This is a genomic window from Pseudomonas sp. HC1(2025) (assembly GCF_058742075.1).
In genome coordinates, this window is sequence record NZ_CP196017.1 from 3,900,934 (window position 1) to 3,923,994 (window position 23,061).

The 23,061-nt window shown below is 62.9% G+C and carries 16 protein-coding genes; 6 read left to right on the plus strand and 10 right to left on the minus strand.

Going from position 1 to position 23,061, the window contains the following annotated elements:
- Positions 1-70: 70 nt before the first annotated feature.
- From ACSSVH_RS17155 to ACSSVH_RS17175, 5 genes are all read right to left on the minus strand, one after another.
- Positions 71-1,876, minus strand: a complete 1,806-nt coding sequence (locus tag ACSSVH_RS17155; RefSeq protein WP_169952763.1) for an ATP-binding cassette domain-containing protein — start codon at positions 1,874-1,876, stop codon at positions 71-73.
- Positions 1,869-2,471, minus strand: a complete 603-nt coding sequence (locus tag ACSSVH_RS17160) for a DsbA family protein (protein WP_169952869.1) — start codon at positions 2,469-2,471, stop codon at positions 1,869-1,871. The genes ACSSVH_RS17155 and ACSSVH_RS17160 overlap by 8 nt, the downstream gene beginning before the upstream one ends.
- A gap of 36 nt (positions 2,472-2,507) precedes the next feature.
- Positions 2,508-3,449 (minus strand): oxygen-dependent tRNA uridine(34) hydroxylase TrhO, encoded by a 942-nt coding sequence (gene trhO / locus ACSSVH_RS17165; RefSeq protein ID WP_170057031.1) that lies wholly within the window; start codon positions 3,447-3,449, stop codon positions 2,508-2,510.
- A gap of 119 nt (positions 3,450-3,568) precedes the next feature.
- A complete protein-coding gene (locus ACSSVH_RS17170) occupies positions 3,569-3,868 on the minus strand; it encodes a BolA family protein (protein WP_115127821.1) in 300 nt (99 codons plus the stop codon).
- 3 nt (positions 3,869-3,871) lie between these two features.
- Positions 3,872-4,387 carry a DUF2059 domain-containing protein gene (locus tag ACSSVH_RS17175; protein WP_115127820.1) on the minus strand — a complete coding sequence of 172 codons (516 nt, stop codon included), beginning with the start codon at positions 4,385-4,387 and terminating at the stop codon, positions 3,872-3,874.
- A gap of 194 nt (positions 4,388-4,581) precedes the next feature.
- Between ACSSVH_RS17175 and ACSSVH_RS17180 the strand changes: the two genes are divergently transcribed.
- Positions 4,582-5,970 carry a class II fumarate hydratase gene (locus ACSSVH_RS17180; RefSeq protein ID WP_169952765.1) on the plus strand — a complete coding sequence of 463 codons (1,389 nt, stop codon included), beginning with the start codon at positions 4,582-4,584 and terminating at the stop codon, positions 5,968-5,970.
- Between the two features lie 105 nt (positions 5,971-6,075).
- Here ACSSVH_RS17180 and ACSSVH_RS17185 read toward each other — a convergent pair whose 3' ends face one another.
- From ACSSVH_RS17185 to ACSSVH_RS17200, 4 genes are all read right to left on the minus strand, one after another.
- Positions 6,076-7,038, minus strand: a complete 963-nt coding sequence (locus ACSSVH_RS17185; protein WP_170042771.1) for a DMT family transporter — start codon at positions 7,036-7,038, stop codon at positions 6,076-6,078.
- A 268-nt stretch (positions 7,039-7,306) separates the two neighbouring features.
- Positions 7,307-8,491 (minus strand): thiolase family protein, encoded by a 1,185-nt coding sequence (locus ACSSVH_RS17190; protein ID WP_169952767.1) that lies wholly within the window; start codon positions 8,489-8,491, stop codon positions 7,307-7,309.
- Positions 8,492-8,592: 101 nt separating this feature from the next.
- Positions 8,593-10,110, minus strand: a complete 1,518-nt coding sequence (gene pap, locus ACSSVH_RS17195; RefSeq protein WP_169952768.1) for a polyphosphate:AMP phosphotransferase — start codon at positions 10,108-10,110, stop codon at positions 8,593-8,595.
- A gap of 90 nt (positions 10,111-10,200) precedes the next feature.
- A complete protein-coding gene (locus ACSSVH_RS17200; protein ID WP_492633535.1) occupies positions 10,201-14,991 on the minus strand; it encodes an NEL-type E3 ubiquitin ligase domain-containing protein in 4,791 nt (1,596 codons plus the stop codon).
- A gap of 194 nt (positions 14,992-15,185) precedes the next feature.
- Between ACSSVH_RS17200 and mnmC the strand changes: the two genes are divergently transcribed.
- From mnmC to ACSSVH_RS17225, 5 genes are all read left to right on the plus strand, one after another.
- Positions 15,186-17,183, plus strand: coding sequence for a bifunctional tRNA (5-methylaminomethyl-2-thiouridine)(34)-methyltransferase MnmC2/FAD-dependent 5-carboxymethylaminomethyl-2-thiouridine(34) oxidoreductase MnmC1 (gene mnmC, locus ACSSVH_RS17205; protein ID WP_169952770.1), 1,998 nt, complete (start codon positions 15,186-15,188; stop codon positions 17,181-17,183).
- A 510-nt stretch (positions 17,184-17,693) separates the two neighbouring features.
- A complete protein-coding gene (locus ACSSVH_RS17210) occupies positions 17,694-19,466 on the plus strand; it encodes an N-acetylglutaminylglutamine amidotransferase (protein WP_169952772.1) in 1,773 nt (590 codons plus the stop codon).
- Between the two features lie 3 nt (positions 19,467-19,469).
- Positions 19,470-21,215, plus strand: coding sequence for an N-acetylglutaminylglutamine synthetase (gene ngg, locus ACSSVH_RS17215; RefSeq protein ID WP_169952774.1), 1,746 nt, complete (start codon positions 19,470-19,472; stop codon positions 21,213-21,215).
- A gap of 170 nt (positions 21,216-21,385) precedes the next feature.
- A complete protein-coding gene (locus tag ACSSVH_RS17220) occupies positions 21,386-22,570 on the plus strand; it encodes an osmoprotectant NAGGN system M42 family peptidase (protein ID WP_115127811.1) in 1,185 nt (394 codons plus the stop codon).
- A gap of 59 nt (positions 22,571-22,629) precedes the next feature.
- Positions 22,630-22,857 (plus strand): YheU family protein, encoded by a 228-nt coding sequence (locus tag ACSSVH_RS17225; protein ID WP_003192759.1) that lies wholly within the window; start codon positions 22,630-22,632, stop codon positions 22,855-22,857.
- On the opposite strand, the gene csrA is transcribed toward ACSSVH_RS17225, so the two are convergent.
- On the minus strand, positions 22,854-23,048 hold the full coding sequence (gene csrA / locus ACSSVH_RS17230; RefSeq protein WP_170057027.1) for a carbon storage regulator CsrA: 195 nt from the start codon (positions 23,046-23,048) through the stop codon (positions 22,854-22,856). The genes ACSSVH_RS17225 and csrA overlap by 4 nt on opposite strands.
- Positions 23,049-23,061 lie beyond the last annotated feature (13 nt).

Consider the following 23,061-nt stretch of genomic DNA (forward strand, 5'->3'; position numbering starts at 1 on the left):
AGTAAAAACTGCTCCTGACAGCACAGCCGAGGCCAAACGCGATCCCTCCAGGATCGGATACGGGATCGATTCAGCGAACTTGTTGCAAGTGTCCATAAAGCTTGGCGTACAAACCGCCATCGGCTATCAGTTGCTGGTGGTCGCCATCTTCGGCAATGTGTCCACCGTCAAACACCAATACCCTATCAGCCTGCTTCACCGCCGACAAACGGTGAGCAATGATCAGTGTAGTACGCCCACTGAGAAACCGCGCCAGCGCCTGGTGCAGGTTGTATTCGGTGGCCGCATCCAGGGCCGAGGTGGCTTCGTCGAGGATCACCACCTTTGGCTCGGCCAGTACCATTCGGGCAATCGCCAGGCGTTGGCGCTGGCCACCGGACAAGCGCACGCCAGAGCGCCCGACAATACTGTCCAGGCCCTGGGGCAACCCTTTGACCGTAGCCTCCAGCTGGGCGATTTCTAGGGCCTGCCAACAGGCCTGGTCGCTGCGTTCGCGGCCCATGGTCAGGTTGGCGCGCACGGTATCGTTGAACAGTGCCGGGTGCTGCAGCACCACCGCGACATGCTCGCGGATGGTTTCCAGGCCAATCGCCTGCTGGGTCGCGCCGCCAAAGCGGATCGTGCCCGCCTGCGGGGTGTAGAGCCCCAACAGCAGTTGCACCAGGGTGCTTTTACCGCCGCCACTGGCGCCGACAATCGCCACCTTCTCGCCGGGAGCGATGGCCAGGTTCAGTTGGTTGAGCACCAGGTCTTCGCCGTAGCCAAAGTCCAGGCCCCGCACCTCGATACCCACGGTTTCGTGCCCGGTAAACGGATCCTCGCCCCCGGCATATTGCGGCTCGTCGGCGCGGGCCAGCAGTTCGTTGATGCGCGTCAGCGCACCACCGGCAGCGTAGTAGGCGTATTGCAGGTTCAGCAGTTGCTCCACCGGGCCGATCATGAACCACAGGTAGCTGAACACCGCGAGCATCTGGCCGATGGACAGGTCGGAAAACAGCACGGTGAGCATTGCCGCCGCGCGAAAGATGTCGATACCAAACTGGAACAGCAGGCCACTGGCGCGGCTGGAGGCGTCGCTTTTCCATTGGGAGTTGATGGCAAAGTCGCGCACTTCCTGGGCACGCTGCCCCAGGCGCCCGAGGAAAAAGCCCTGGCGATTGCCGGCGCGCACTTCCTGGATCGCATCCAGGGTTTCCGTCAGCGCCTGGGTAAACCGCGAGGTGCTGTCGTTTTCCAGCTTCTTCAGGTGCTTGACCCGCTTGCCCAACTGCACCGTGGCATAGATCACCAACGGGTTGAACAGCAGGATCAACAGCGCCAGCTTCCAGTGCATCCACATCAGGATCCCGGAGGTGCCGACCAGGGTCAACGTGGCCACCAGGAACCGGCTCAAGGTTTCACCGACAAACTTGTCCACCGTGTCCAGGTCGGTGACCAGGTGCGTGGTCACGGTGCCGCCGCCCAGGCTTTCGTATTCGCTCAGGGAGATACGCTTGAGCCGTTCGATCAACCGCACACGGATGCGATAGACAATGTCCTTGGCCAGCCCGGCAAACAGGCGCGCCTGGACCACGTTGAACACCAGCGCCGCGCAACGCAGCACCAGGGTGATCAGCAGCATCAGGCCGATATAGCCGGCGGCCTGCTGCCAGGCTGCTGGCAACGCATGGTTCATCACTTTCAACGCGCCATCGCCATTGCCCAGCAGCACCTCGTCCACCAGCAGGGGCAGGAGCAAGGGAATCGGCACGCTGCACAGGGTCGCCAGGACGGCGACACCATTGGCGATCCACAGGGCTTTTTTATGGCGCAGGGCCAGGCGGCGGATTTCTGCCCAGGTCAGCCGATCAACCCGTGGCGTTGGCTGATCATGCACAGGCAGCTCGCTCCAGCCAGCGACCGAGCAAAGGTGCGAGCTCGGACAGCGGCTGGTAGCCGTTGGTCAACAAGGCCAATTGGCCATTGCGCTCGGCCAGCAAGGTGGGGAAGCCGGCAATGCCCAGATCCTGCACCCAGGTAAAATCGGCGGCCGTGGCTGCATGCTGCTCGGCACGGTCAAAGGCCTCGGCAAACTCGATACGCGGCACCCCGGCGGTCTCGGCCAGCTCCACCAGCACACTGGCGCGGGTCACGTCGCGGCCCTCGACATAAAACGCCTGCTGGATCAGCCCGAGCAAGGTCCAGGCGCAATCCGGCGCCAGGCCGCGAGCGGTGACCAGGGCCCGGCAGGCCGGCTCCGTGTCATACACAAAGCCATCAGGCAAGGCGCCCTCCAGGCGGAACGGCTGGCCAGTGGCTTCAGTCACCGCCTGCCAGTGCTCCAGGATATAGCGCCGGGTAGCCGGCTCCAGCGCCGCGCCACTGCCGGTGCGCAAGCCGCCCACCACCAGGTGTAACTCCACGCCCGCTGCCTGGGCCTGCTCAACCAGGGCCTTGGCCACCGGGGCAAAACCCCAGCACCAGGAACACATCGGGTCCATCACATAGAGCAGGCGCGCAGACATGGTTCAAGCCTCGGTGGATGATTGCTTGTAGTTGTAACCAATCGGGTGCGGCATGTTGCGGGCCTTGGCCAGCTCGATCTGCTTCTGACGGTCGATCGCACTGCGACGGGTCTTCTCGGACAGCTTATCCCAGCAGTGCGGGCAACTGATGCCGGCCACGTAATGCTCGGATGCGCGGTCCTCTACGCTAACCGGAGTACGGCAGGCATGACATTGATCGTAGTCACCTTCGCTCAAGTCGTGGCGCACGGTCACGCGGTTATCGAAAACAAAGCAGTCGCCCTGCCACTTGGTCTCTTCCTGGGGCACTTCCTCGAGGTATTTGAGGATGCCGCCCTTGAGGTGATACACCTCATCGAAGCCCTCGCTGAGCATATAGCTCGAGGCTTTTTCACAACGAATGCCGCCGGTGCAGAACATGGCGACTTTCTTGTGCCGGGCCGGGTCGAAGTTGGCTTTGATGTAGTCGGGAAATTCGCGAAAACTCGTAGTCTTCGGGTCGATTGCGCCTTCAAAGGTGCCGATCGACACTTCATAGTCGTTACGGGTATCGATCAACAGCACTTCTGGATCGCTGATTAACGCGTTCCAGTCTTGTGGATCAACGTAGGTCCCGACTTTCTTGTTCGGGTCGACGCCTTCGACGCCCAGGGTCACGATCTCTTTTTTCAGCTTGACCTTGGTGCGGTAGAACGGCTGCTCGTCGCAGTACGACTCTTTGTGATCGATATCGACCATGCGTGGGTCGTTCTTCAGCCAGGCCATCAGGCCATCAATGCCTTCGCGGCTGCCGGAAACGGTACCGTTGATGCCTTCTTCGGCGATCAGCAAGGTGCCCTTGATGCCGTTGTCGACCATGGCCTGCAACAGCGGCTCGCGCAGGGCCACGTAATCTTCGAGGGTGACGAACTTATACAGTGCCGCCACGACGATGGGTTGTGTCATGGGTGTTCTCTCCAGGTGGCTACCCTCGTAAAGGGTGAACCGGATGCAAAAAAAAACGCGCCGACTGAGCGGCGCGTTGCGGATTCTAGCAAAACATAGGCCTTTGTAGCAGCCGGATATCAGTGTTTGCTACCGCCAGCGCAGGTCGGCGAGGCCGGGGCTGCGTCGGTTTTTGCCCATTCTTCAGGCGTGTAGGTGTGCAGCGCCAGCGCATGGAACTCGCTCATCAGGTCACCCAACGTGGCGTAGACCTTCTGATGGCGCTTGACCCGGTTGAGCCCCTCGAACTGCTGGCTGACCAGCACGGCCTTGAAATGCGTCTGCAATCCACGGCTGTGCATATGGCTTTCGTCCAGCACACTCAGGTGTTCCGGGCTCAGGGCGGCAAGTGCCGATTCGATACGCTGCTGCATGGTCATTGCTTACTTCTTCTTGGCGGGTGCGGCTTTGGGGGTCAGCTCGTTGGTCATGTCTTCCAACAGCTTGTTCACGACAGGTACCGCGCTTTCCAGCTTGGCCTGGGTCAGTTGGGCCGATTGCTGGGTCAGTTGCGGCATTTTCTCCAAAACTTTCTTGCCCAGTGGCGACTTGTAGAAGGCAACCAGGTCTTTGAGTTCGGACTCGCTGAAGTTGCTGGTGTACAGCTTGACCATGTCCGGCTTGAGCTTGTTCCAGCCAATGGCCTGGTCCAGGGCTGCGTTGGCCTTGGCCTGGTAGGTGTCCAGAACGGTTTGCTTGGCGGCAGGCGCCTTGGTCTGCTCGAAGCGCTGGGCGAACATTTGTTGCACTTGCATGTACACCGGGGTGCCCAGCTTGTCTGCGTGAGCCAGGGTCAGGAAGGCTTCGGCACTGGCGTTGTGGCTGGCGGTATCGGCAAGAACCTGGCCGCTGGCACAGACCAGAGCAACCGCGGTACAGATGGCACGAAGACGAGTCATCGAGTTTCCTTTTCTAGCAGGCGAGGTAAGACCCCAAGGGCGACCATTCTGCGCCTAAAAAACGCCGGCACTCAACCCCACGCCTTGTAGGGCCTGGTTTTGCGAGGGTTTGCCCGATGAAATGGCTTTTATGGAACCCAAACGTGCCGCCAGGGCCTAAACTGCGCAAACCGACTACAAGGAGAGTCCCTGCGATGAGCCGTATCGAAACCGACAGCCTGGGCGAAGTACAAGTCCCGGATGACGCTTACTGGGGCGCACAGACCCAGCGTTCACTGGTCAATTTCGCCATCGGCGAGCAACGCATGCCACTGGCGGTACTCCACGCCCTGGTCCTGATCAAGAAAGCTGCAGCGCGGGTCAACGACCGCAACGGCGACCTGCCCGCCGACATCGCCCGGCTGATCGAACAGGCCGCTGACGAAGTGCTCGACGGCAAGCATGATGACCAGTTCCCGCTGGTGGTCTGGCAGACCGGCAGTGGCACCCAGAGCAACATGAACGCCAACGAAGTGATCGCCGGCCGCGCCAACGAGCTGTCGGGCAAGGCCCGTGGCGGCAAGAGCCCGGTGCACCCCAACGATCACGTCAACCGTTCCCAGAGCTCCAACGACTGCTTCCCCACCGCCATGAGCATCGCCACCGTGCAGGCGGTGCACGAGCAATTGCTGCCGGCGCTGCGTGAGCTGTCCGGCGGGCTGGCGGAGTTGTCGGCGCGCCATATGAAGCTGGTCAAGACCGGTCGCACCCATATGATGGATGCCACGCCCATCACCTTTGGCCAGGAGGTCTCGGCGTTTATCGCGCAACTGGATTATGCCGAGCGCGCCATTCGCAGCGCCCTGCCCGCCGTCTACGAACTGGCCCAGGGCGGCACGGCGGTCGGCACCGGCCTGAACTCGCCCCATGGCTTTGGCGAGGCGATTGCCGCAGAAATCGCCGCGTTGTCCGGGTTGCCGTTTGTCACCGCGCCCAACAAGTTCGCCGCGCTGTCGGGCCATGAGCCGCTGACCACCCTGTCTGGCGCCCTGAAGACCCTGGCCGTGGCCTTGATGAAAATCGCCAACGACCTGCGCCTGCTGGGCTCGGGCCCACGTGCGGGGCTGGCCGAAGTGCGCCTGCCAGCCAACGAGCCGGGCAGCTCGATCATGCCCGGCAAGGTCAACCCGACCCAGTGCGAAGCGCTGTCGATGCTGGCCTGCCAGGTGCTGGGCAACGACGTGACCATCGGCATTGCCGCCAGCCAAGGGCATTTGCAGTTGAACGTGTACAAGCCGGTGATTATCCACAACCTGCTGGAGTCGATCCGTTTGCTGGCCGACGGCTGCCGCAACTTCCAGGAGCATTGCATCGCCGGCCTTGAGCCCGACGCCGAGCAAATGGCCGCGCACCTGGAGCGTGGCTTGATGCTGGTGACGGCGTTGAACCCGCATATCGGCTATGACAAGTCGGCGCAGATTGCCAAGAAGGCCTATACCGAAGGGCTGACACTGCGCGAAGCCGCGCTGGAGCTGGGCTACCTCACCGATGCCGAGTTCGACCAGTGGGTACGCCCGGAAAACATGCTCGAAGCCGGGCACTGATCCCCTCTCCTTTAGGAGCCGGCTTGCCGGCGAAAAACGTCAACGATAACGCGGGGTGACTGATGCCCCGCGTTGCCCTTGGGTTTTTCGCCGGCAAGCCGGCTCCTACAGAGGTTGTATCAACCTTGCGCGCCGGGCCTTGAGCCCGGCGATCAAGGACGGCGCCAGCGCCACCGACGCTGACCCCAGCACCACCAGCACCGCACCGCCGTAACCCAGGCCGTTGATCTGCTCGGCATGCACATAGTCGGGCCACAACCAGGCCGCAATCGCCACCGCCACAAAGGTCACCAGCGGTGTGATCGCCAACGTCGCACTGACCCGCGACGCCTCCCAATGGGCCAGGGCCTCGGCAAATGCGCCATAGGCAATCAGCGTATTGAAGCAGCACGCCAGCAACAGCCAGCCTTGCAAGGGGCTCAGTTGCAGCGCCTCCATGGGATGCACCCACGGCAACAGGAGAAACGCGCAACACAGGTAAATCACCATCATCACCTGCAACGAATTCCACACCGTCAGCAACTGCTTCTGGCCCAGGGCGTAGAACACCCAGATGGTGGTCGCCAGCAGAATCGTCAGCACCCCGGCGGTGTAGGTGCCCAGGGACGTCAACAGCTCCGCCAGGCGCTGGTTGAAGAACAGCCCAAAGCCAATGATCAATACCAGCAAGCCAACGCCCTGCCCCAGGCTGAAACGCTCCTTGAACAGGAACACACTGGCAATCATCAAGAAGATCGGCCCCATCTGTACCACCAGTTGCGCCGTGCCGGGGCTCAACATCTTCAGCCCGACCAGGTAGAGCACGTAGTTGCCCACCAGGCCGCACACCGCCATCGCCACCAGCCAGCCACCGCGCTTGCCCAGGACTTTCGGGCTGGGCAGGCGCTTGACCGCGGCCAGGTAGACGAACAGGCAACTGCCGGACACCATCAGGCGAAACCAGGTCACGGTGATCGGGTCCATCACCTGCAGTACCTGTTTGAGCTTGATCGGCAAAATGCCCCAGAGCAGCGCGGTCAGCAGGGTCAGGGATAAGCCGTAGACCCAGCGGCCGGAAGAGATGTGCATGAGTGCCCCAAGAGCCAGAGGTAGAGGAACCCGCATTCTAGGGGGATGTGGGTAAACCTTGGCGAAGTTTTTTATCAGGCACACCACAAACCAACTGTGGGAGTGGGCTTGTCGGATCGCCGTATCGCCGCGAAGACGTCGGCCCAGTAAACATTGATGTTGACTGACCCACTGCTTTCGCGAGCAAGCCCGCTCCCACAGGGGATCTGCGCTTAACTGACTGGCATTAAGGCAAGCCCCCCACATTTGATCTGCGGTGTTTAATAGATCAGCGCACGGCTTCAAACAACCCGGTCGCCCCCATCCCGCCGCCGACGCACATGGTGACGATGCCATAGCGCAAATTGCGCCGTTGCAGCTCCCGTACCAGATGCCCCACCTGCCGCGAGCCGGTCATGCCGAACGGATGGCCGATGGAGATCGAGCCGCCGTTGACGTTGTACCGAGCATTGTCGATCTCCAGGCGATTGCGCGCATACAGGCACTGCGAAGCAAACGCCTCGTTGAGTTCCCACAGGTCGATGTCCGCCACTTGCAGGCCACGGGCCTTGAGCAATTTGGGCACCGAGAACACCGGGCCGATGCCCATCTCGTCCGGCTCACAACCGGCAACGGTAAAGCCACGGAAAAACGCCTTGGGCTTGAGCCCCAGTTCCAGGGCTTTTTCCAGGCTCATCACCAGGGTCATCGATGCGCCATCGGACAATTGCGACGAGTTTCCCGCTGTCACCGAGCCGTCCTCGGCAAACACTGGCTTGAGCCCGCTCAGGCTGGCCAGGGTGGTGTCCGGGCGGTTGCAGTCGTCGCGGTCGACCACGCCATCGAGAATCTGCACCTGGCCAGTGTTCTTATCCTCGACCTTGTACTTGACCGCCATGGCCACGATTTCATCGTCAAACAACCCGTCGGCCTGGGCCTGGGCGGTGCGTTGCTGGCTTTGCAAGGCGTACAGGTCCTGCTCCTCGCGGCTGACGTTATAGCGGCGGGCGACAATCTCGGCGGTCTGGCCCATGGGGAAATAGATGCCCGGCACCTGCTCCTTGAGCAAAGGGTTGATCAGGTTGTCGGTATTCACGCTCTTCATCGTCAGGCTGATGGACTCGACGCCACCGGCGACAATGATGTCGCTGCACCCCGAGGCAATCTGGTTGGCCGCAATGGCAATCGCCTGTAGCCCTGAGGAGCAGAAACGGTTGAGGGTCATGCCGGCGGTGCCGGTGCCCAGGCGCGACAGCACCGCCACGTTGCGACCGATGTTGTAGCCCTGGGCGCCTTCGTTGGAGCCGGCACCGACAATGCAATCCTCGACACTGGCCGGGTCGATGCCGCTGCGGCTCAGCAGCGCATTGACGCAATGCGCGGCCATGTCATCGGGGCGGGTCTGGTTGAACTTGCCGCGAAAGGACTTGGCCAGGCCGGTTCGCACGCTGTCGACGATCACTACTTCACGCATGGGCTACCTCAATCTTGTCGTTGTTGGGAGACAGATCGAGGATAGATCCAGCGCCGGGCGATCGCGACGATCATTCACCTGGCGTATGCAAAAGCATGGCGCTATTTGTGCTTCTTCTTTTTGTCGTGCTTGTCGGACTTGGCGAACGCCTCTTCCAGCGCCAGATTGATGGTGCGCAACACCTTGACCCGCGCCCAGCGCTTGTCATTGGCTTCCACCAGGGTCCAGGGCGCGATCTCGGTGCTGGTGCGATCCACCATGTCGCCCACCGCCGCCCGGTAGGCATCCCACTTGTCGCGGTTACGCCAGTCGTCTTCGGTGATCTTGAAGCGTTTGAACGGAATTTCTTCCCGGGCCTGGAAGCGCTCCAGTTGGGTCTGTTTATCGATGGCCAGCCAGAACTTGACCACGATCACCCCGGAATCGCGCAGTTGCTCCTCGAAATCGTTGATCTCGGCGTAGGCGCGCATCCAGTCGGCCGTGGTGCAAAAGCCTTCGATGCGCTCTACCAGCACGCGGCCGTACCAGGAGCGGTCGAACACCGTGAACATGCCCCGCGCCGGGATCTGCCGCCAGAAGCGCCACAGGTATGGCTGGGCGCGTTCGTCTTCAGTAGGCGCGGCAATCGGCACGATGCGGTACTGGCGTGGGTCCAGCGCCGCCGCGACCCGGCGGATCGCCCCGCCCTTGCCCGCCGCGTCGTTCCCTTCAAAAACCGTGACCAGCGCGTGCTTGCGCATGCGCTTGTCACGCATCAGGCCCGACAACCGTGCCTGTTCGGTAATCAGTTGCTCTTCGTAGTCGTCCTTTTCCAGGCGCTGGGTCATGTCCAGGCTGTCGAGCAGGCTCATCTGGTCCACCGACGACGGCAATGGCGCCGGCTGGATCCCGCTGGCCCTGGCCTTGGGCACCTTGAGGGCATTTTGCAGGCCCTCCAGGAGGATCTTGCCCACGGTCAGGCCGCGGTAATTGGCGTCCACGCCTTCGATCACATGCCAGGGCGCATAGTCACGGCTGGTGCGGCGCAGCACGCGCTCACCGAAATGCACGAACTTGTCGTAGGTCTCGGACTGCTGCCAGTCCAGCGGGCTGATGCGCCAGCTGTGCAGCGGGTCGTCCTGCAGGGCCTTGAGCCGCGCCTTCATTTGTTTCTTGGACAGGTGGAACCAGAACTTGAAGATCAGCGCCCCTTCATCGCAGAGCATCTGCTCCAGGCGTTCGGCCCCGGCAATGGCCTGGTCCAGGCGCGCATCCTTGATCTGGCCGTGGACCCGCGCCTGCAACATCTGGCTGTACCAGTTGCCGAAAAACACCCCCATGCGCCCCTTGGCCGGCAATTGCCGCCAGTAGCGCCAGGCCGGTGGGCGGGCCAGTTCTTCGTCGGTCTGCTGGTCGAAGGTGCGCACCTCGATCAGGCGCGGGTCCATCCACTCATTGAGCAGCTTGACGGTTTCACCCTTGCCGGCGCCCTCGATGCCATTGATCAGCACGATGACCGGGAAGCGCCCCTGCTGGTGCAACTCGAACTGCGCCTCCAGCAAAGCTTCCCGCAAGGCCGGGACTTCAGCGTCGTAAGTGTCCTTATCGACGGCGTGACCGATTTCGGCAGATTCAAACATGGGCGACTCCCTTCCAAGATGGATCAAGACTAGCGGATTGGGCAGCGTGGCGGGCAAGGAATTCCAGGCCACTTGCCGTGGATCAATGGCTCAGCCCTCGGGCACATGGCAGATGCCCAGGTCCTGGTGTTTCAGCATCTGTAGGGTCAGGCGCTCTACCACCTCGGCGATGGCCTGCCGGCGAGGAGCCTGCAGGTCTTGCATTTGCCTGAGGTAGTCGCCGTCGGTGAGGCTCTGGCTGTTCTCGAAGAGCAGTTGCTGCTGTACATCAAAAGGTTCAGTCGCGGCCTGGAAGGTGCTGGGAAATTGCTGCTTGAGATGGGTTTTCCAGAACGACAGTTGCGTCAAAAACTGCAGGAGTGCAGGTGACAGCTCGGCCGTGCGCACCTGGGAATGGGCGAGTGCCAGCCCTTCGGGGGTCACATTGGCAATCGACACATACTGCGCGTATTTGGGTTGCCTCGGCAGCTCCAACTCCTTGGCCAACCCCATGCGAAACGCCAGGCTGACCTCCAGCGGATCCTCGCTGGCATGCTCGGCCGCATAGCCCAGGGCAATTTTTTCCAACTCGCCCAGGCGAAACAGGCGCCGGCCCAGGCTCAGGAATCCGCCGGGGCTGCCCTGCCTGCGTCCGGCCTGTAGCATCGCCTGCTCGACCTCCATCAAGACTTCGATCTGGCTGAAAATATCAGCGGCGCCATCGCCACAATTCACCGGATGCGCCGCCAGCTGAAACACCCGCTCGCGCAGCTCGATACTGTCATGGCTCGACTGCAAGACGTCCCACACCCGCCGGCTCAAATCCTCGCGCACGTGCCGGCTGTCAGCGGTCCTGGACAATTGCGCAAGCAACTCGAACAGCGGCGCGCAGTCCGGGTCATCGCGCAGGTTGGCCCAGATGCCGCGCTTGATCGCATTGCGATTGGCCACTTCATCCGGCAGCCACAACGCCCGGGCTTTCAACTCGGTGAAGCGCGATTGATCGTCATCGACATAGCCCATGCCAATACCCACCGCCTCGCGGTAGCGCGTGAGCGCCGTCACCGCCGAGGTGCACAACGGGTTGCCCGCCAGGTTGAGTGCCTGGCTGAAACTCCGGGTGGCGCTAAACAGCCATTCGGGCAGCAGGGTGATCCAGTTGTCGCGCAGGTCCACCTGGTCCAGATAGGCCAGGCGCCCGAGCCCGGAGGGCACGTCGACGATGCGGGTATCCTGTAGCAACAGCGTATGCAAGCCGCGCATGGCGCTGACATCCAGCTGCCCTTCCACCGGGTTGTGGCTCAGGTCCAACAGCTGCAACGTGCTCATATCGGCGAGCTTGCGCCGGGTGTATTCGGTCAACGCCAACTGATTGTGGGACAACGACAGGCTGCCCAGATCAGGCATGCGCGACAGATATTCCGGCAACCGGGTCAGGCGGTTACGGTCCAGGTCCAGGCGGCGCAGCCCCTTGAAGCACTTGAGGAAATAAGCCACGTCATCACCCAGGCGCATATTGCGCAGTGACAGGCACTGCACATGGTCGAAGCGAATTTCAGGCGGCAGGTTCGGCAACGAGCCCACGCGCATCCCGTCCAGGGACAGGCCAGCAACGGGCAGCTCGCGCTCATTGGGCATAAAGCTCTGCTGGCGCCAGCAGGCCTCGATACGCTCGGCCACTTGCTGGCGGCTCTGGCGGATGTTCCTCAGGCCCGGTTGCTGCTCCAAGCCGCCGATGTCGTTTTTCCAGTGTTTGAGTACCGCACGCAGGCGCCCAAGCTCGGCGCGCAGACGCTCTACCGCATGGGCACGAGCAAGTTCGTCGGCCCCCAGGCCCTGCAGCAACGCAGAGGCTTGAGCCTGCGTGAACAGCGGATAAAGCCACTGCAACTTGCGCACCAGGGGCGAGTTTTGGGTAAAAGAGCCGGTGGGTGAATCCGCCACACGGCAAGGTGCTTGCACTGCCTGGGGCTCCAGTGCCCCATCGGAAAACGCCTCGGCGGCGCGATCACGCTCACTCTGGGCCCTGGCGGCAATCAAGCGGCGCAACCGCCATCCATGCTCGGCCTGCGCCTGGGGCCTGCCCAGGGTGCTTGCGTCTTCAATGGCCTCAAATAGCCCGTCCACTCCGGAACGCACACTCCCCAGGCTCAGGCCACTGGCATCGAACGCCTGGAACCCTGCAGCCGTACGCACCACCACCAGCCGCAAACTGGCACCTTCGACGGCGCCCACGGCCAGTAACGCCCCCTGGGGTGAATCTGCGCGCATCTCCAGGTGCAGCCGGGGATCCCAACCCTCGATGCGCGGCAGCGTGCGCACCGCCACGCACTGGGTGTCGAGGCCGGCCAATTCCGGCTGTTCGAAACCGGCCAAGGCGCGGTCCAGGCGTTGTTCGGCCAGCGCAGCACGCACCGCCTCTGCCAGGCCCATGGGCACTCGCTGCTGCTCGCGCAGCAACTCGAGCTCCACCGACGAGGCGCGCGCCATCAACTCGCGCATCACCCTGGACGGCAATTGCGCATAGGTGCTGCGCAGTACCGCCCACTCCTCGGGCACTGGCCCGTCGTAGGCCTGGTACATCTGCTCAAACAGCGGCTTGCGATCCGCCTTGAGGTGCGCCAGTAAGCGCCGCGCCAACACCCCATGTTGCTGGTCGGCAGCAACGTCCTCCCCCAACAGGGCGAGTTTTTGCGACTCGTCGAGCTCCGACAGCAGCACATCAAACACTTGCCCTTCAGCCACTGCATGCTGCGTGATTGGCAGCCGATGAGTGCCACTAGCGGGGTAACGCGCCGTCACCGCGCCCTGCGCATCCACCACCTCGAAATAGCGTCCCTCGGGCCAACCCGGCAACAGCGCCAAGGCCTGCATCTGCGCGGTCGCGTGTTCGGCGTTGAGGTACACACCACGCTCCAGCAGCCAGATCAGGTCGCGAATCGATTGCTCCACCCGGAACCGCTCATACACATCACGAAAGCGCGCGGGAAAGGGCAAGCACTCGCGAGCCAGGTGGTACGCCCAGGGGGGCTGCATATCCAGGATGTCGCTGACCAGGCGCAGCTTGCGCGAATCCAGGTGGGGGTGACGACTGCCGGGCTCCAGGCGCGAGAACAGGTAATCCTGGTCCTCCCAGCGTTCAGGCTGTTCGAATGCAAAGCGCCAGGCGCCCTCGCCGTTGTGCAGGAGCGCAGGGCGATAGGCATCCTGGCGTGTCGGATGGAGGGCGTGCCATTGGCCCAGCTTGGCGTCAAAGGCAATCCGATGAACGAAACCGACCACTTTGACGTAGCAATGGCCGCCAATCCGGTAGATGCCTTCTGCGTCCGCCATCACGTTCTCGGGCAACTGCTGACGGTGCGCGTACCGGGCAATATCGGGCCGCCAGAGCCGCAGATGTCCATCGGTCGAGCGCACCGCTTCCAGCTCCGCAAAAAAGCGCCCCATGCTCAACTGCGCGCGCTTCAACACGTTGCCCACCACTTTGGCGCCGGCTGCGAACACCACCATCGAGGTGATACTTTGCGCCACCGCGCCCAGTTGCCTGAGCGCCTCGCCCTTGTCCCCCCGCCGCCAGTCCTCGATGCCGTCATACACCTCGCCGAGCAGTTGCCCCACCGCCACGCCCGTCATCAGCAGGGCCAAGGCCGGGACGACAAAACCGGCGAGGTTGAGCAAGGTCAATCCAGCCTCCAGATACTCCATCAGGCGCTGCTTGCGCACCTCTTCGTCCACGTCCGCCACGGGCACCGCCAGCGTGCGCGCATCGATCTGCAGCTTGCCCACGTAAGTGCTGAAAAAGTGCCTGGCCAGGCTCACCATGATGGGCCGGGCCTCCAGCACGCCAAGGCTGCGGTGCTCGTCGAATCGCGAGAAAAACCCCACCCGGTCAACCTCCCCCAGGTAGCCGGTAAAGAAGCGCCGATAGCTGCTCACTTCCAGCTTCAGTTCCAGGTAAACCTTGAAGTCGTTGAGGGATGGGTACTCGAAAAACGGCCGCTGCGGTTCATTGGGCATGTAGACCACACAAGGCTGCTGGGGGTATTCGCCAATCGGGCGGGCCGAAAACACCAGCACGCTCCACAGGCAGCAATCGCGTGCATTGAGGCCTTGCCAGAGCACCGGGCGCCCTTGGTACAGCTGGCTCTTCGCCGCGGCCGGGCTGAGGTCCTGCTCCAGCAATGCACACAACATGGCGTAGGTTTCGCGGCTGATATCGCCGCGCATCAGGGCGATATGGGCATCGATCTTTACGTCCAGGGTTTTCATCCGGCCGATCGCCAGCGCCACGTCACTGGCAACGCCCTCGTCGCGATCGAGGTGGAACACCTCATTGATGTGCTGCTGGTACCGACGCCCGAGGTCGAGCGCCCGGCAACCTTCGGCAAACTCATGGGGCGCAACGTCGATAACGCTGCGGTCTTGCGCTTGCAGCCGCGACTCGACGGGATATCGCTCGGCAAGGGCCTCATCCGCCGAAAAGTTCTGCATGGCCCTATGCAACAGGCTGTGTTTTTCCAGGCGCACGGTGCGCTCATACTCGCGCGGCAACACATCTGCCTGATACTCGTAGAAGGCCCGGATAAACAGGTCCTTTTTTGGCTCCAGCGTGACCTGCCACTGCGCCTGGCCGTAGGCCTGCAACTGCTCGCTGCAAAACTCGTCCAGACTGCGCAATGCCTGCAAGTGCTGCGTGACGCCCGCCTTGGCCTCTTCAACATACGCCGCGTCCCGCTCCAGCGCCTCCAGCAACCCTGGCGGGGAATTGATCATCCAGCCCGGCAGGCGCTGTTGCAGGACCTGGGCCTTGGCCAGGTCGCCGGTCATCTCCAGCAAGGCAGCTTGCAACTGCTGCCGGGTCAATTGAGTGAATGTGTGGGTCAAATCAGCCTGTGCCTGCATGCGCAATGTTCCTTATTGCCATGGATCAAAACACCACGATACCCGCTGCGCCATGCTCGATTAACGCTGATTCCTGATCGCTTGCGCGCCATTGCAGAGGTTTTTTGCATGGATCAAATAGCCGGCTAACACCCGCGCCAACCCTGGCCCCCGTGATCGACTAGAATGGCCGCCTTGCCTTTGCCGAGTTGCCCATGAACCCCGTACAGCCCAATGCCCAGCTCGACTGGGACGACCAGGGACGCCCGCGCTCGCGGGTGTTCGACGACGTGTATTTTTCCGACCAGTCGGGCCTGGAAGAAACCCGCTACGTGTTCCTTGAACAGAACCGCCTGCAAGAGCGCTTTGCCGCGCTGCCGGTGGGTGGGCGCCTGGTGATCGGGGAAACGGGGTTTGGCACCGGGTTGAATTTTCTGTGTGCCTGGCAACTGTTTGCACAGCACGCGACGCCGGGGGCGCGCCTGCATTTTGTCAGTGTGGAAAAGTACCCGCTGAGCCACGCCGACCTGCAACGCGCCCTCGCCCTCTGGCCAGAGCTCAAACCGTTGGCCGAGCAATTGCTGGCGCAGTACATCGCCATCCACCCGGGTTTCCAGCGCCTGGTCCTGGATAACGGGCGGGTGACGCTGACGCTGCTGATCGGCGATGCCCTGGAGCAACTGCCGCAGCTCGACGCCCAGATCGACGCCTGGTTCCTCGATGGTTTTGCCCCGGCGAAAAACCCCGAGATGTGGACCGCCGAGCTGTTCGCCGAACTGGCGCGCCTGGCTGCCCCCGGCTCGACCATCAGCACCTTCACCAGCACCGGCTGGGTGCGGCGCCTGCTCAATGGCGCCGGGTTCAAGATGAAACGCACGCCGGGCATCGGCCATAAGTGGGAAATCCTGCGCGGTGAGTTTCTTGGCTGGCCGGCCGACGCGGCGCCAGTTGCGGCGATCAAGCCGTGGTTCGCCAGGCCACCGGCCCCCAAAGGCGAACGGCGGGCCCTGGTGATCGGCGGCGGCATGGCCGGTTGCGCCAGCGCGGCCAGCCTCGCCGCACGGGGCTGGCAAGTCAGCCTGCTGGAACGGCATGCCGGCCTGGCCCAAGAGGCCTCGGGCAATCCGCAAGGGGTGCTCTACCTCAAGCTGTCGGCCCATGGCACGGCCCTTTCGCAGATGATTGTCAGCGGGTTCGGGCATACCCGGCGCCTGCTGGAACACTTGCAACGGGGGGTGGATTGGGACGGTTGTGGCGTGCTTCAACTGGCGTTCAATGCCAAGGAGGCCGAACGCCAGGCGCAACTGGCCCAGGCATTTGCCCCTGACTTGCTGCACCTGCTGGACCGGGATCAGGCCCAGGCCCGCGCCGGGATTGGCCTGGAGCATGGCGGGTTGTTTTTCCCCGAGGGCGGCTGGGTGCATCCGCCGGCGTTGTGCCAGTGGCAGGCAAGTCAGCCGGGGATCACGGTGCATGTGCATCATCAAGTGTTGGCGCTGCGCAAAGTCAACGATCAATGGCAGGCCTGGGACGGCGACCGGTTGCTGGCCAGCGCCCCCGTGGTGGTGCTGGCCGGGGCGGCCGAGGTCAAGCAGTTTGCCGCCAGCGCCGAGCTGCCCCTCAAGCGCATTCGCGGACAGATCACCCGCTTGCCACAGACTGCCGCCAGCCAGGCGTTGGCTACCGTGGTCTGCGCCGAAGGCTATGTGGCACCGGCCCGCCTGGGCGAACATACCCTGGGCGCCAGCTTTGATTTCAAGAGCGATGACCTGACCCCCACCGTCGCCGAGCACGCGGGGAACCTGGAACTGTTGCAGGAAATCTCCCCCGACCTGGCCCAGCGCCTGCGCACCGCCATGCTCGACCCGCACACCCTGAAGGGCCGCGCGGCGTTTCGCTGCACCAGCCCGGACTATCTGCCGATTGTCGGGCCACTGGCCGATCCCCAAGCCTTCGCCCTGGCCTTTGCCGCCCTGCGCAAGGACGCCCGCCACACACCAGACACCGCCTGCCCATGGTTGGACGGCCTGTACGTCAACAGCGGCCACGGTTCACGGGGCCTGATCACCGCGCCGCTGTCGAGTGAACTGCTGGCGGCATGGCTGGACAACGAACCGCTGCCCCTGCCCCGCAGCGTGGCCGAGGCCTGTCATCCCAACCGTTTTGCGCTGCGGGCGTTGATTCGCAGCAACGTGGCAAAAACACCTGGCTAAGCTCGCGGCCCGCCACTTTCGGCATACGCCTGCTCAATGGCCAGGAGCACCTGGGAATCAGCGTTGACCAGCCAGGTCGGCAGCCGGTCTTACAAGACCTGCGCCTTGTCCAGGTCACCGGTGAGATCCAGCAGCGTTGCCATCAATTCGTCCTGAGTCACAGGTTCGACAACCTGGCTCAAATGACCTGTTTGCGTGATTCACAACGTTCCTTCATTGCATTGTTCAATGACGCCAGACGATAAGCCCACGCTCGCCTTGAAAAGGTTCAAATAGCTGGGGAGTTGCCTGGCGAAACACCCCATTATTTGCATCTGAGCTTGACCTGATTACCCCCCGTTTCACCCACGCCCCGCAGGCCGCGGCGTGGCCCGCGACACAAGCAGGCCGTTTGCCATATAACTTATTGATCTAAAACTCCACCTATAGCCACGGGTCAGTCCTTGGGTACCCGCCGTTTTGGCGCGTGCATGTTTGCCCCTCCCCAACGGAAAAACCGGTAAGGACTTTATGTGCGGATTAGCTGGAGAACTGCGTTTCGATCATCAACCTGCCGACCTGGCAGCGGTGGAACGAATCACCCATCACTTGGCGCCACGCGGACCTGACGCGTGGGGCTTCCATGCCCAAGGGCCAATTGCCCTGGGCCATCGTCGCCTGAAAATCATGGACCTGTCGGACGGCTCGGCCCAACCGATGGTCGACGCCCAACTGGGCCTGTCCCTGGCGTTCAATGGCGCGATCTACAACTTCCCGGAGTTGCGCACCGAGCTTGAAGCCCTGGGCTACGCCTTCTATTCGGGCGGTGACACCGAAGTGCTGCTCAAGGGCTATCACGCCTGGGGCGAAGCCTTGCTGCCCAAGCTCAACGGCATGTTTGCCTTTGCCATCTGGGAGCGCGACAGCCAGCGCCTGTTCATCGCCCGCGACCGCCTGGGCGTCAAGCCGTTGTACCTGTCGCGCACCGGCCAGCGCTTGCGCTTTGCCTCGGCGTTGCCGGCGTTGCTCAAGGGCGGTGATATCAACCCGATCCTCGACCCGGTGGCGCTCAATCACTACCTGAATTTCCACGCCGTGGTGCCGGCACCGCGCACCTTGCTGGCGGGCATCGAAAAACTGCCGCCGGCCACCTGGATGCGTATCGAGGCCAACGGTGCCACCGAGCAGAAAACCTGGTGGACCCTGCCCTACGGCCCCCATGACGATGAAAAACACCTGACCCTGGAAGACTGGACCGACCGCGTGCTCGACAGCACCCGCGAAGCCGTGGCCATTCGCCAACGGGCGGCAGTGGATGTGGGCGTGTTGCTGTCAGGCGGTGTGGATTCGAGCCTGCTGGTGGGCCTGCTGCGTGAAGTCGGGGTGCAGGACCTGTCGACCTTCTCCATCGGTTTTGAAGATGCCGGCGGCGAGCGTGGCGATGAGTTCCAGTACTCCGACCTGATCGCCAAGCATTACGGCACCCGACACCACCAACTGCGCATCGCCGAAAGCGAGATCATCGAGCAGTTGCCGGCCGCGTTCCGTGCCATGAGCGAGCCGATGGTCAGCCATGACTGCATTGCCTTCTACCTGCTGTCGCGGGAAGTGGCCAAGCATTGCAAGGTGGTGCAAAGCGGCCAGGGCGCCGATGAACTGTTCGCCGGTTACCACTGGTACCCGCAGGTGGACGGCGCCAGCGACCCTTACGCGGCTTACCGCGAGGCCTTCTTCGACCGCAGCTACGACGACTACGCGGCCACCGTGGCCCCGCAATGGCTGACCGCCAATGACGCCGCCGGCGACTTCGTGCGCGAGCATTTCGCCCAACCTGGCGCCGAGGCGCCTGTGGATAAGGCCCTGCGCCTGGACAGCACGGTGATGCTGGTGGATGACCCGGTCAAGCGTGTGGATAACATGACCATGGCCTGGGGCCTGGAAGCGCGCACGCCGTTTCTCGACTACCGCCTGGTGGAGTTGTCGGCGCGGGTGCCGGGCCGATTCAAGCTGCCGGACGGCGGCAAGCAAGTGCTCAAGGAAGCCGCGCGCCGGGTCATCCCCAGCGCGGTGATCGACCGCAAGAAGGGCTACTTCCCAGTGCCCGGCCTCAAGCACTTGCAGGGCGATACCCTGAACTGGGTGCGTGACCTGCTGCTGGATCCGAGCCAGGACCGTGGCTTGTTCAACCCGGCGATGCTCGACCGCCTGCTCACCGACCCCCAAGGGCAACTGACGCCGCTGCGCGGCTCCAAGCTGTGGCAATTGGCAGCGCTGAACCTGTGGCTCAGCGAACAAGGAATCTGATTGATGAAACCTCACGCCACGGCCTACAGCCAACGCCTGCTGCGCGGCCAGGCGCCGTCCTACGAACGCCTGCAAGCGCGCCTGGCCGAAGACGGCAGCGAACCGAGCGCGCAACCGATTGCCGTGCATTGCGGGTGGGGCCGGCTGTTAATCGGCCATACCTTCCCCGACCCGGCGAGCCTGGCCCTGGAGCTGCTCAACGAGCAGCCGGGAGAACGGGATATCGCCCTGTATGTGGCTGCGCCCCAGCAGATCCTGGGGATTGATCCGCAACAGTTGTTCCTCGACCCCTCCGACACCTTGCGCCTGTGGTTCACCGACTACCGCCCGGCCACCCGGGTGTTTCGCGGCTTTCGCATTCGCCGCGTCCAGAGCGAAGCCGACTGGCAGGCGGTCAATCGCCTGTACCAGGGGCGCGGTATGTTGCCGGTGGATGCCAACCTGCTGACGCCGCGCCACCAGGGTGGCCCGGTGTACTGGCTGGCCGAGGATGAAGACAGCGGCGCAGTGATCGGCAGCGTCATGGGCCTCAATCATCAAAAGGCCTTCCATGATCCGGAAAGCGGCAGCAGCCTCTGGTGCCTGGCCGTGGACCCGCAATGCTCGCGGCCTGGCGTCGGCGAAGTGCTGGTGCGCCACCTGATCGAGCACTTTATGAGCCGCGGCCTGAGTTACCTGGACCTGTCGGTATTACACGACAATCGCCAGGCAAAAAGCCTGTACGCCAAGCTCGGCTTTCGTGCCCTTACAACGTTTGCCATCAAGCGCAAGAACGGCATCAACCAGCCGTTGTTCCTCGGGCCGGGGCCGCAGGCGGGGTTCAACCCCTATGCGCGCATCATTGTCGAAGAAGCGCACCGACGCGGGATTGATGTGCAGGTGGACGATGCCGCAGCCGGGTTGTTCACCCTTAGTCATGGCGGGCGCCGGGTGCGCTGCCGTGAGTCGTTGAGCGACCTGACCAGTGCGATCAGCATGACCCTGTGCCAGGACAAAAGCCTGACCCATAAAGTATTGAGCGCCGCCGGCTTGAAATTGCCAGCGCAACAACTGGCGGCCAGCGCCGACGATAACCTGGAGTTTCTCGACGAACACCAGCGCATCGTCGTCAAGCCCCTCGACGGTGAACAGGGCCAAGGCGTGGCCGTGGACTTGCAGACCATCGAAGAAGTGCAAGGCGCCATCGAGGCGGCGCGCCAGTTTGACTCGCGGGTATTGCTCGAGAGTTTCCACGAAGGCCTGGACCTGCGCATCCTGGTGATCGGCTTTGAAGTGGTGGCCGCCGCGATCCGCCGCCCGGCCCAGGTGATCGGTGACGGCAAGCATAGCGTCGGCGCCTTGATCGAGGCGCAAAGCCGCCGACGCCAAGCGGCCACCGATGGCGAAAGCCGGATCCCCCTGGACGACGAAACCCTGCGCACCTTAAAGGCAGCGGGTTACGACTACGACAGCATCCTGCCTTCGGGCGAAGTGCTGGCGGTGCGGCGTACCGCCAACCTGCACACCGGGGGTTGCCTGGAAGATGTCACGGCGACGCTGCATCCGACGCTGGTGGATGCAGCGGTGCGTGCGGCGCGCGCCCTGGATATTGCGGTGGTCGGCCTGGACCTTATGGTGCCGGCCGCTGACCAGCCGGAGTACGTATTTATCGAAGCCAACGAACGCGCAGGATTGGCCAACCATGAACCACAGCCCACGGCAGAACGGTTTGTGGATTTGTTGTTTCCCCACAGCCAAACCACGGCTTGAGACATGAGCTGTCTGGACGGGCCTCATCGCGGGCAAGCCCGCTCCCACAGGTTGATGTGTGAACACATTTAAAGGTGGGAGCTGGCTTGCCTGCGATGGGGCCGGCCCAGGCAACACATACCCAGCCCCTCATCGAAACCATCGATGCCCTCAACTCATCAGGAGTTTCCATGACCCGAACCATCCCCGAACCGGATCTCAACTACCTGCAGAAAGTGCTGCTGGAAATGCTCGCCATCCCCAGCCCCACCGGGTTTACCGACACCATCGTGCGCTACGTCGCCGAGCGCCTGGAAGAGCTGGGCATCCCCTTTGAGATGACCCGGCGCGGCACCATCCGCGCCACCCTCAAGGGCCAGAAAAACAGCCCGGACCGCGCGGTTTCCGCGCACCTGGACACCATCGGCGCCGCCGTGCGGGCGATCAAGGACAATGGCCGCCTGACCCTGGCCCCGGTGGGCTGCTGGTCCAGCCGTTTTGCCGAGGGCAGCCGCGTCAGCCTGTTCACCGACAATGGCGTGATCCGTGGCAGCGTCCTGCCACTGATGGCCTCCGGGCACGCGTTCAATACCGCGGTGGATGAAATGCCAATCAGTTGGGACCATATCGAACTGCGCCTGGACGCCTACTGCGCCACCCGCGCCGATTGCGATTCCCTGGGGATCAGCGTCGGTGATTTCGTGGCCTTCGACCCGCTGCCGGAATTTACCGAAAGCGGCCATATCAGCGCCCGCCACCTGGATGACAAAGCCGGCGTCGCAGCCTTGCTCGCGGCCCTCAAGGCCATCGTGGACAGTGGCGAACCGTTGCTGATCGACTGTCACCCGCTGTTCACCATCACCGAAGAAACCGGCAGTGGCGCGGCCGCCGCATTACCCTGGGATGTCAGCGAATTCGTCGGCATCGACATTGCCCCGGTCGCCCCCGGCCAGCATTCCAGCGAGCATGCAGTAAGCGTGGCGATGCAGGACTCTGGCGGCCCCTACGACTATCACCTGTCCCGCCACTTGCTGCACCTGGCGGCGGAAAACGACCTGCCGGTACGCCGTGACCTGTTTCGCTATTACTTCAGCGACGCGCACTCGGCGGTCACCGCCGGCCACGATATCCGCACCGCGTTGCTGGCCTTTGGCTGCGATGCAACCCACGGCTACGAGCGCACCCATATCGACAGCCTCGCCGCCCTGAGCCGCCTGCTGGGCGCCTACATCCTCAGCCCGCCGGTATTTGCCAGCGATGCGCAACCGGCCCAGGGCTCCCTGGACCGCTTCAGTCATCAACTGGAACATGAAACACAAATGGAGAGCGACACCCGTGTGCCCTCGGTGGACAGCCTGGTCGGACAGAAATCCTGAGGCTGGCAACTATGATCCCGGCACAGTAGGATCGCCGGGATCCACCATTTGAGGCTTGTATGCTGATTCCCTACGATGCACTTGAAGTCGACACCCTGACCCGCCTCATCGAAGACTTCGTGACCCGCGACGGCACCGACAACGGCGACGACACGCCCCTGGAAACCCGCGTACTGCGGGTACGCCAGGCGTTGACCAAGGGCCAGGCGCTGATCGTTTTCGATCCGGAGAGTGAACAGTGCCAGTTGATGCTCAAGCACGACGTGCCCAAGCACCTGTTCGACTAAGGGTTGGCCACGGGCACCGGGTGCCCCTGTAGGCTGCGGATCTTTTCGTAGACCTCCGCCCGATGCACATTGACCCCTGCCGGCGCTTCCACGCCGAGTTTCACCTGGAGGTTGTTGACCTCCAGGATCCGCAGGGTGATGTGATCGCCGATGGAAATGATTTCGCCTACCGCGCGGCTAAGTACCAGCATGGCGTTTGTCCTT

Coding starts and splice junctions, on each gene's coding strand:
- ACSSVH_RS17160 (WP_169952869.1), bottom strand. CDS start 2,471: ATGTGTTCCTGGTGCTGGGGTTTTGCCCCGGTGGCCAAGGCCCTGGTT.
- trhO (WP_170057031.1), bottom strand. CDS start 3,449: ATGACACAACCCATCGTCGTGGCGGCACTGTATAAGTTCGTCACCCTC.
- ACSSVH_RS17170 (WP_115127821.1), bottom strand. CDS start 3,868: ATGACCATGCAGCAGCGTATCGAATCGGCACTTGCCGCCCTGAGCCCG.
- ACSSVH_RS17175 (WP_115127820.1), bottom strand. CDS start 4,387: ATGACTCGTCTTCGTGCCATCTGTACCGCGGTTGCTCTGGTCTGTGCC.
- ACSSVH_RS17180 (WP_169952765.1), top strand. CDS start 4,582: ATGAGCCGTATCGAAACCGACAGCCTGGGCGAAGTACAAGTCCCGGAT.
- ACSSVH_RS17185 (WP_170042771.1), bottom strand. CDS start 7,038: ATGCACATCTCTTCCGGCCGCTGGGTCTACGGCTTATCCCTGACCCTG.
- ACSSVH_RS17190 (WP_169952767.1), bottom strand. CDS start 8,491: ATGCGTGAAGTAGTGATCGTCGACAGCGTGCGAACCGGCCTGGCCAAG.
- pap (WP_169952768.1), bottom strand. CDS start 10,110: ATGTTTGAATCTGCCGAAATCGGTCACGCCGTCGATAAGGACACTTAC.
- ACSSVH_RS17200 (WP_492633535.1), bottom strand. CDS start 14,991: ATGCAGGCACAGGCTGATTTGACCCACACATTCACTCAATTGACCCGG.
- mnmC (WP_169952770.1), top strand. CDS start 15,186: ATGAACCCCGTACAGCCCAATGCCCAGCTCGACTGGGACGACCAGGGA.
- ACSSVH_RS17210 (WP_169952772.1), top strand. CDS start 17,694: ATGTGCGGATTAGCTGGAGAACTGCGTTTCGATCATCAACCTGCCGAC.
- ngg (WP_169952774.1), top strand. CDS start 19,470: ATGAAACCTCACGCCACGGCCTACAGCCAACGCCTGCTGCGCGGCCAG.
- ACSSVH_RS17220 (WP_115127811.1), top strand. CDS start 21,386: ATGACCCGAACCATCCCCGAACCGGATCTCAACTACCTGCAGAAAGTG.
- ACSSVH_RS17225 (WP_003192759.1), top strand. CDS start 22,630: ATGCTGATTCCCTACGATGCACTTGAAGTCGACACCCTGACCCGCCTC.
- csrA (WP_170057027.1), bottom strand. CDS start 23,048: ATGCTGGTACTTAGCCGCGCGGTAGGCGAAATCATTTCCATCGGCGAT.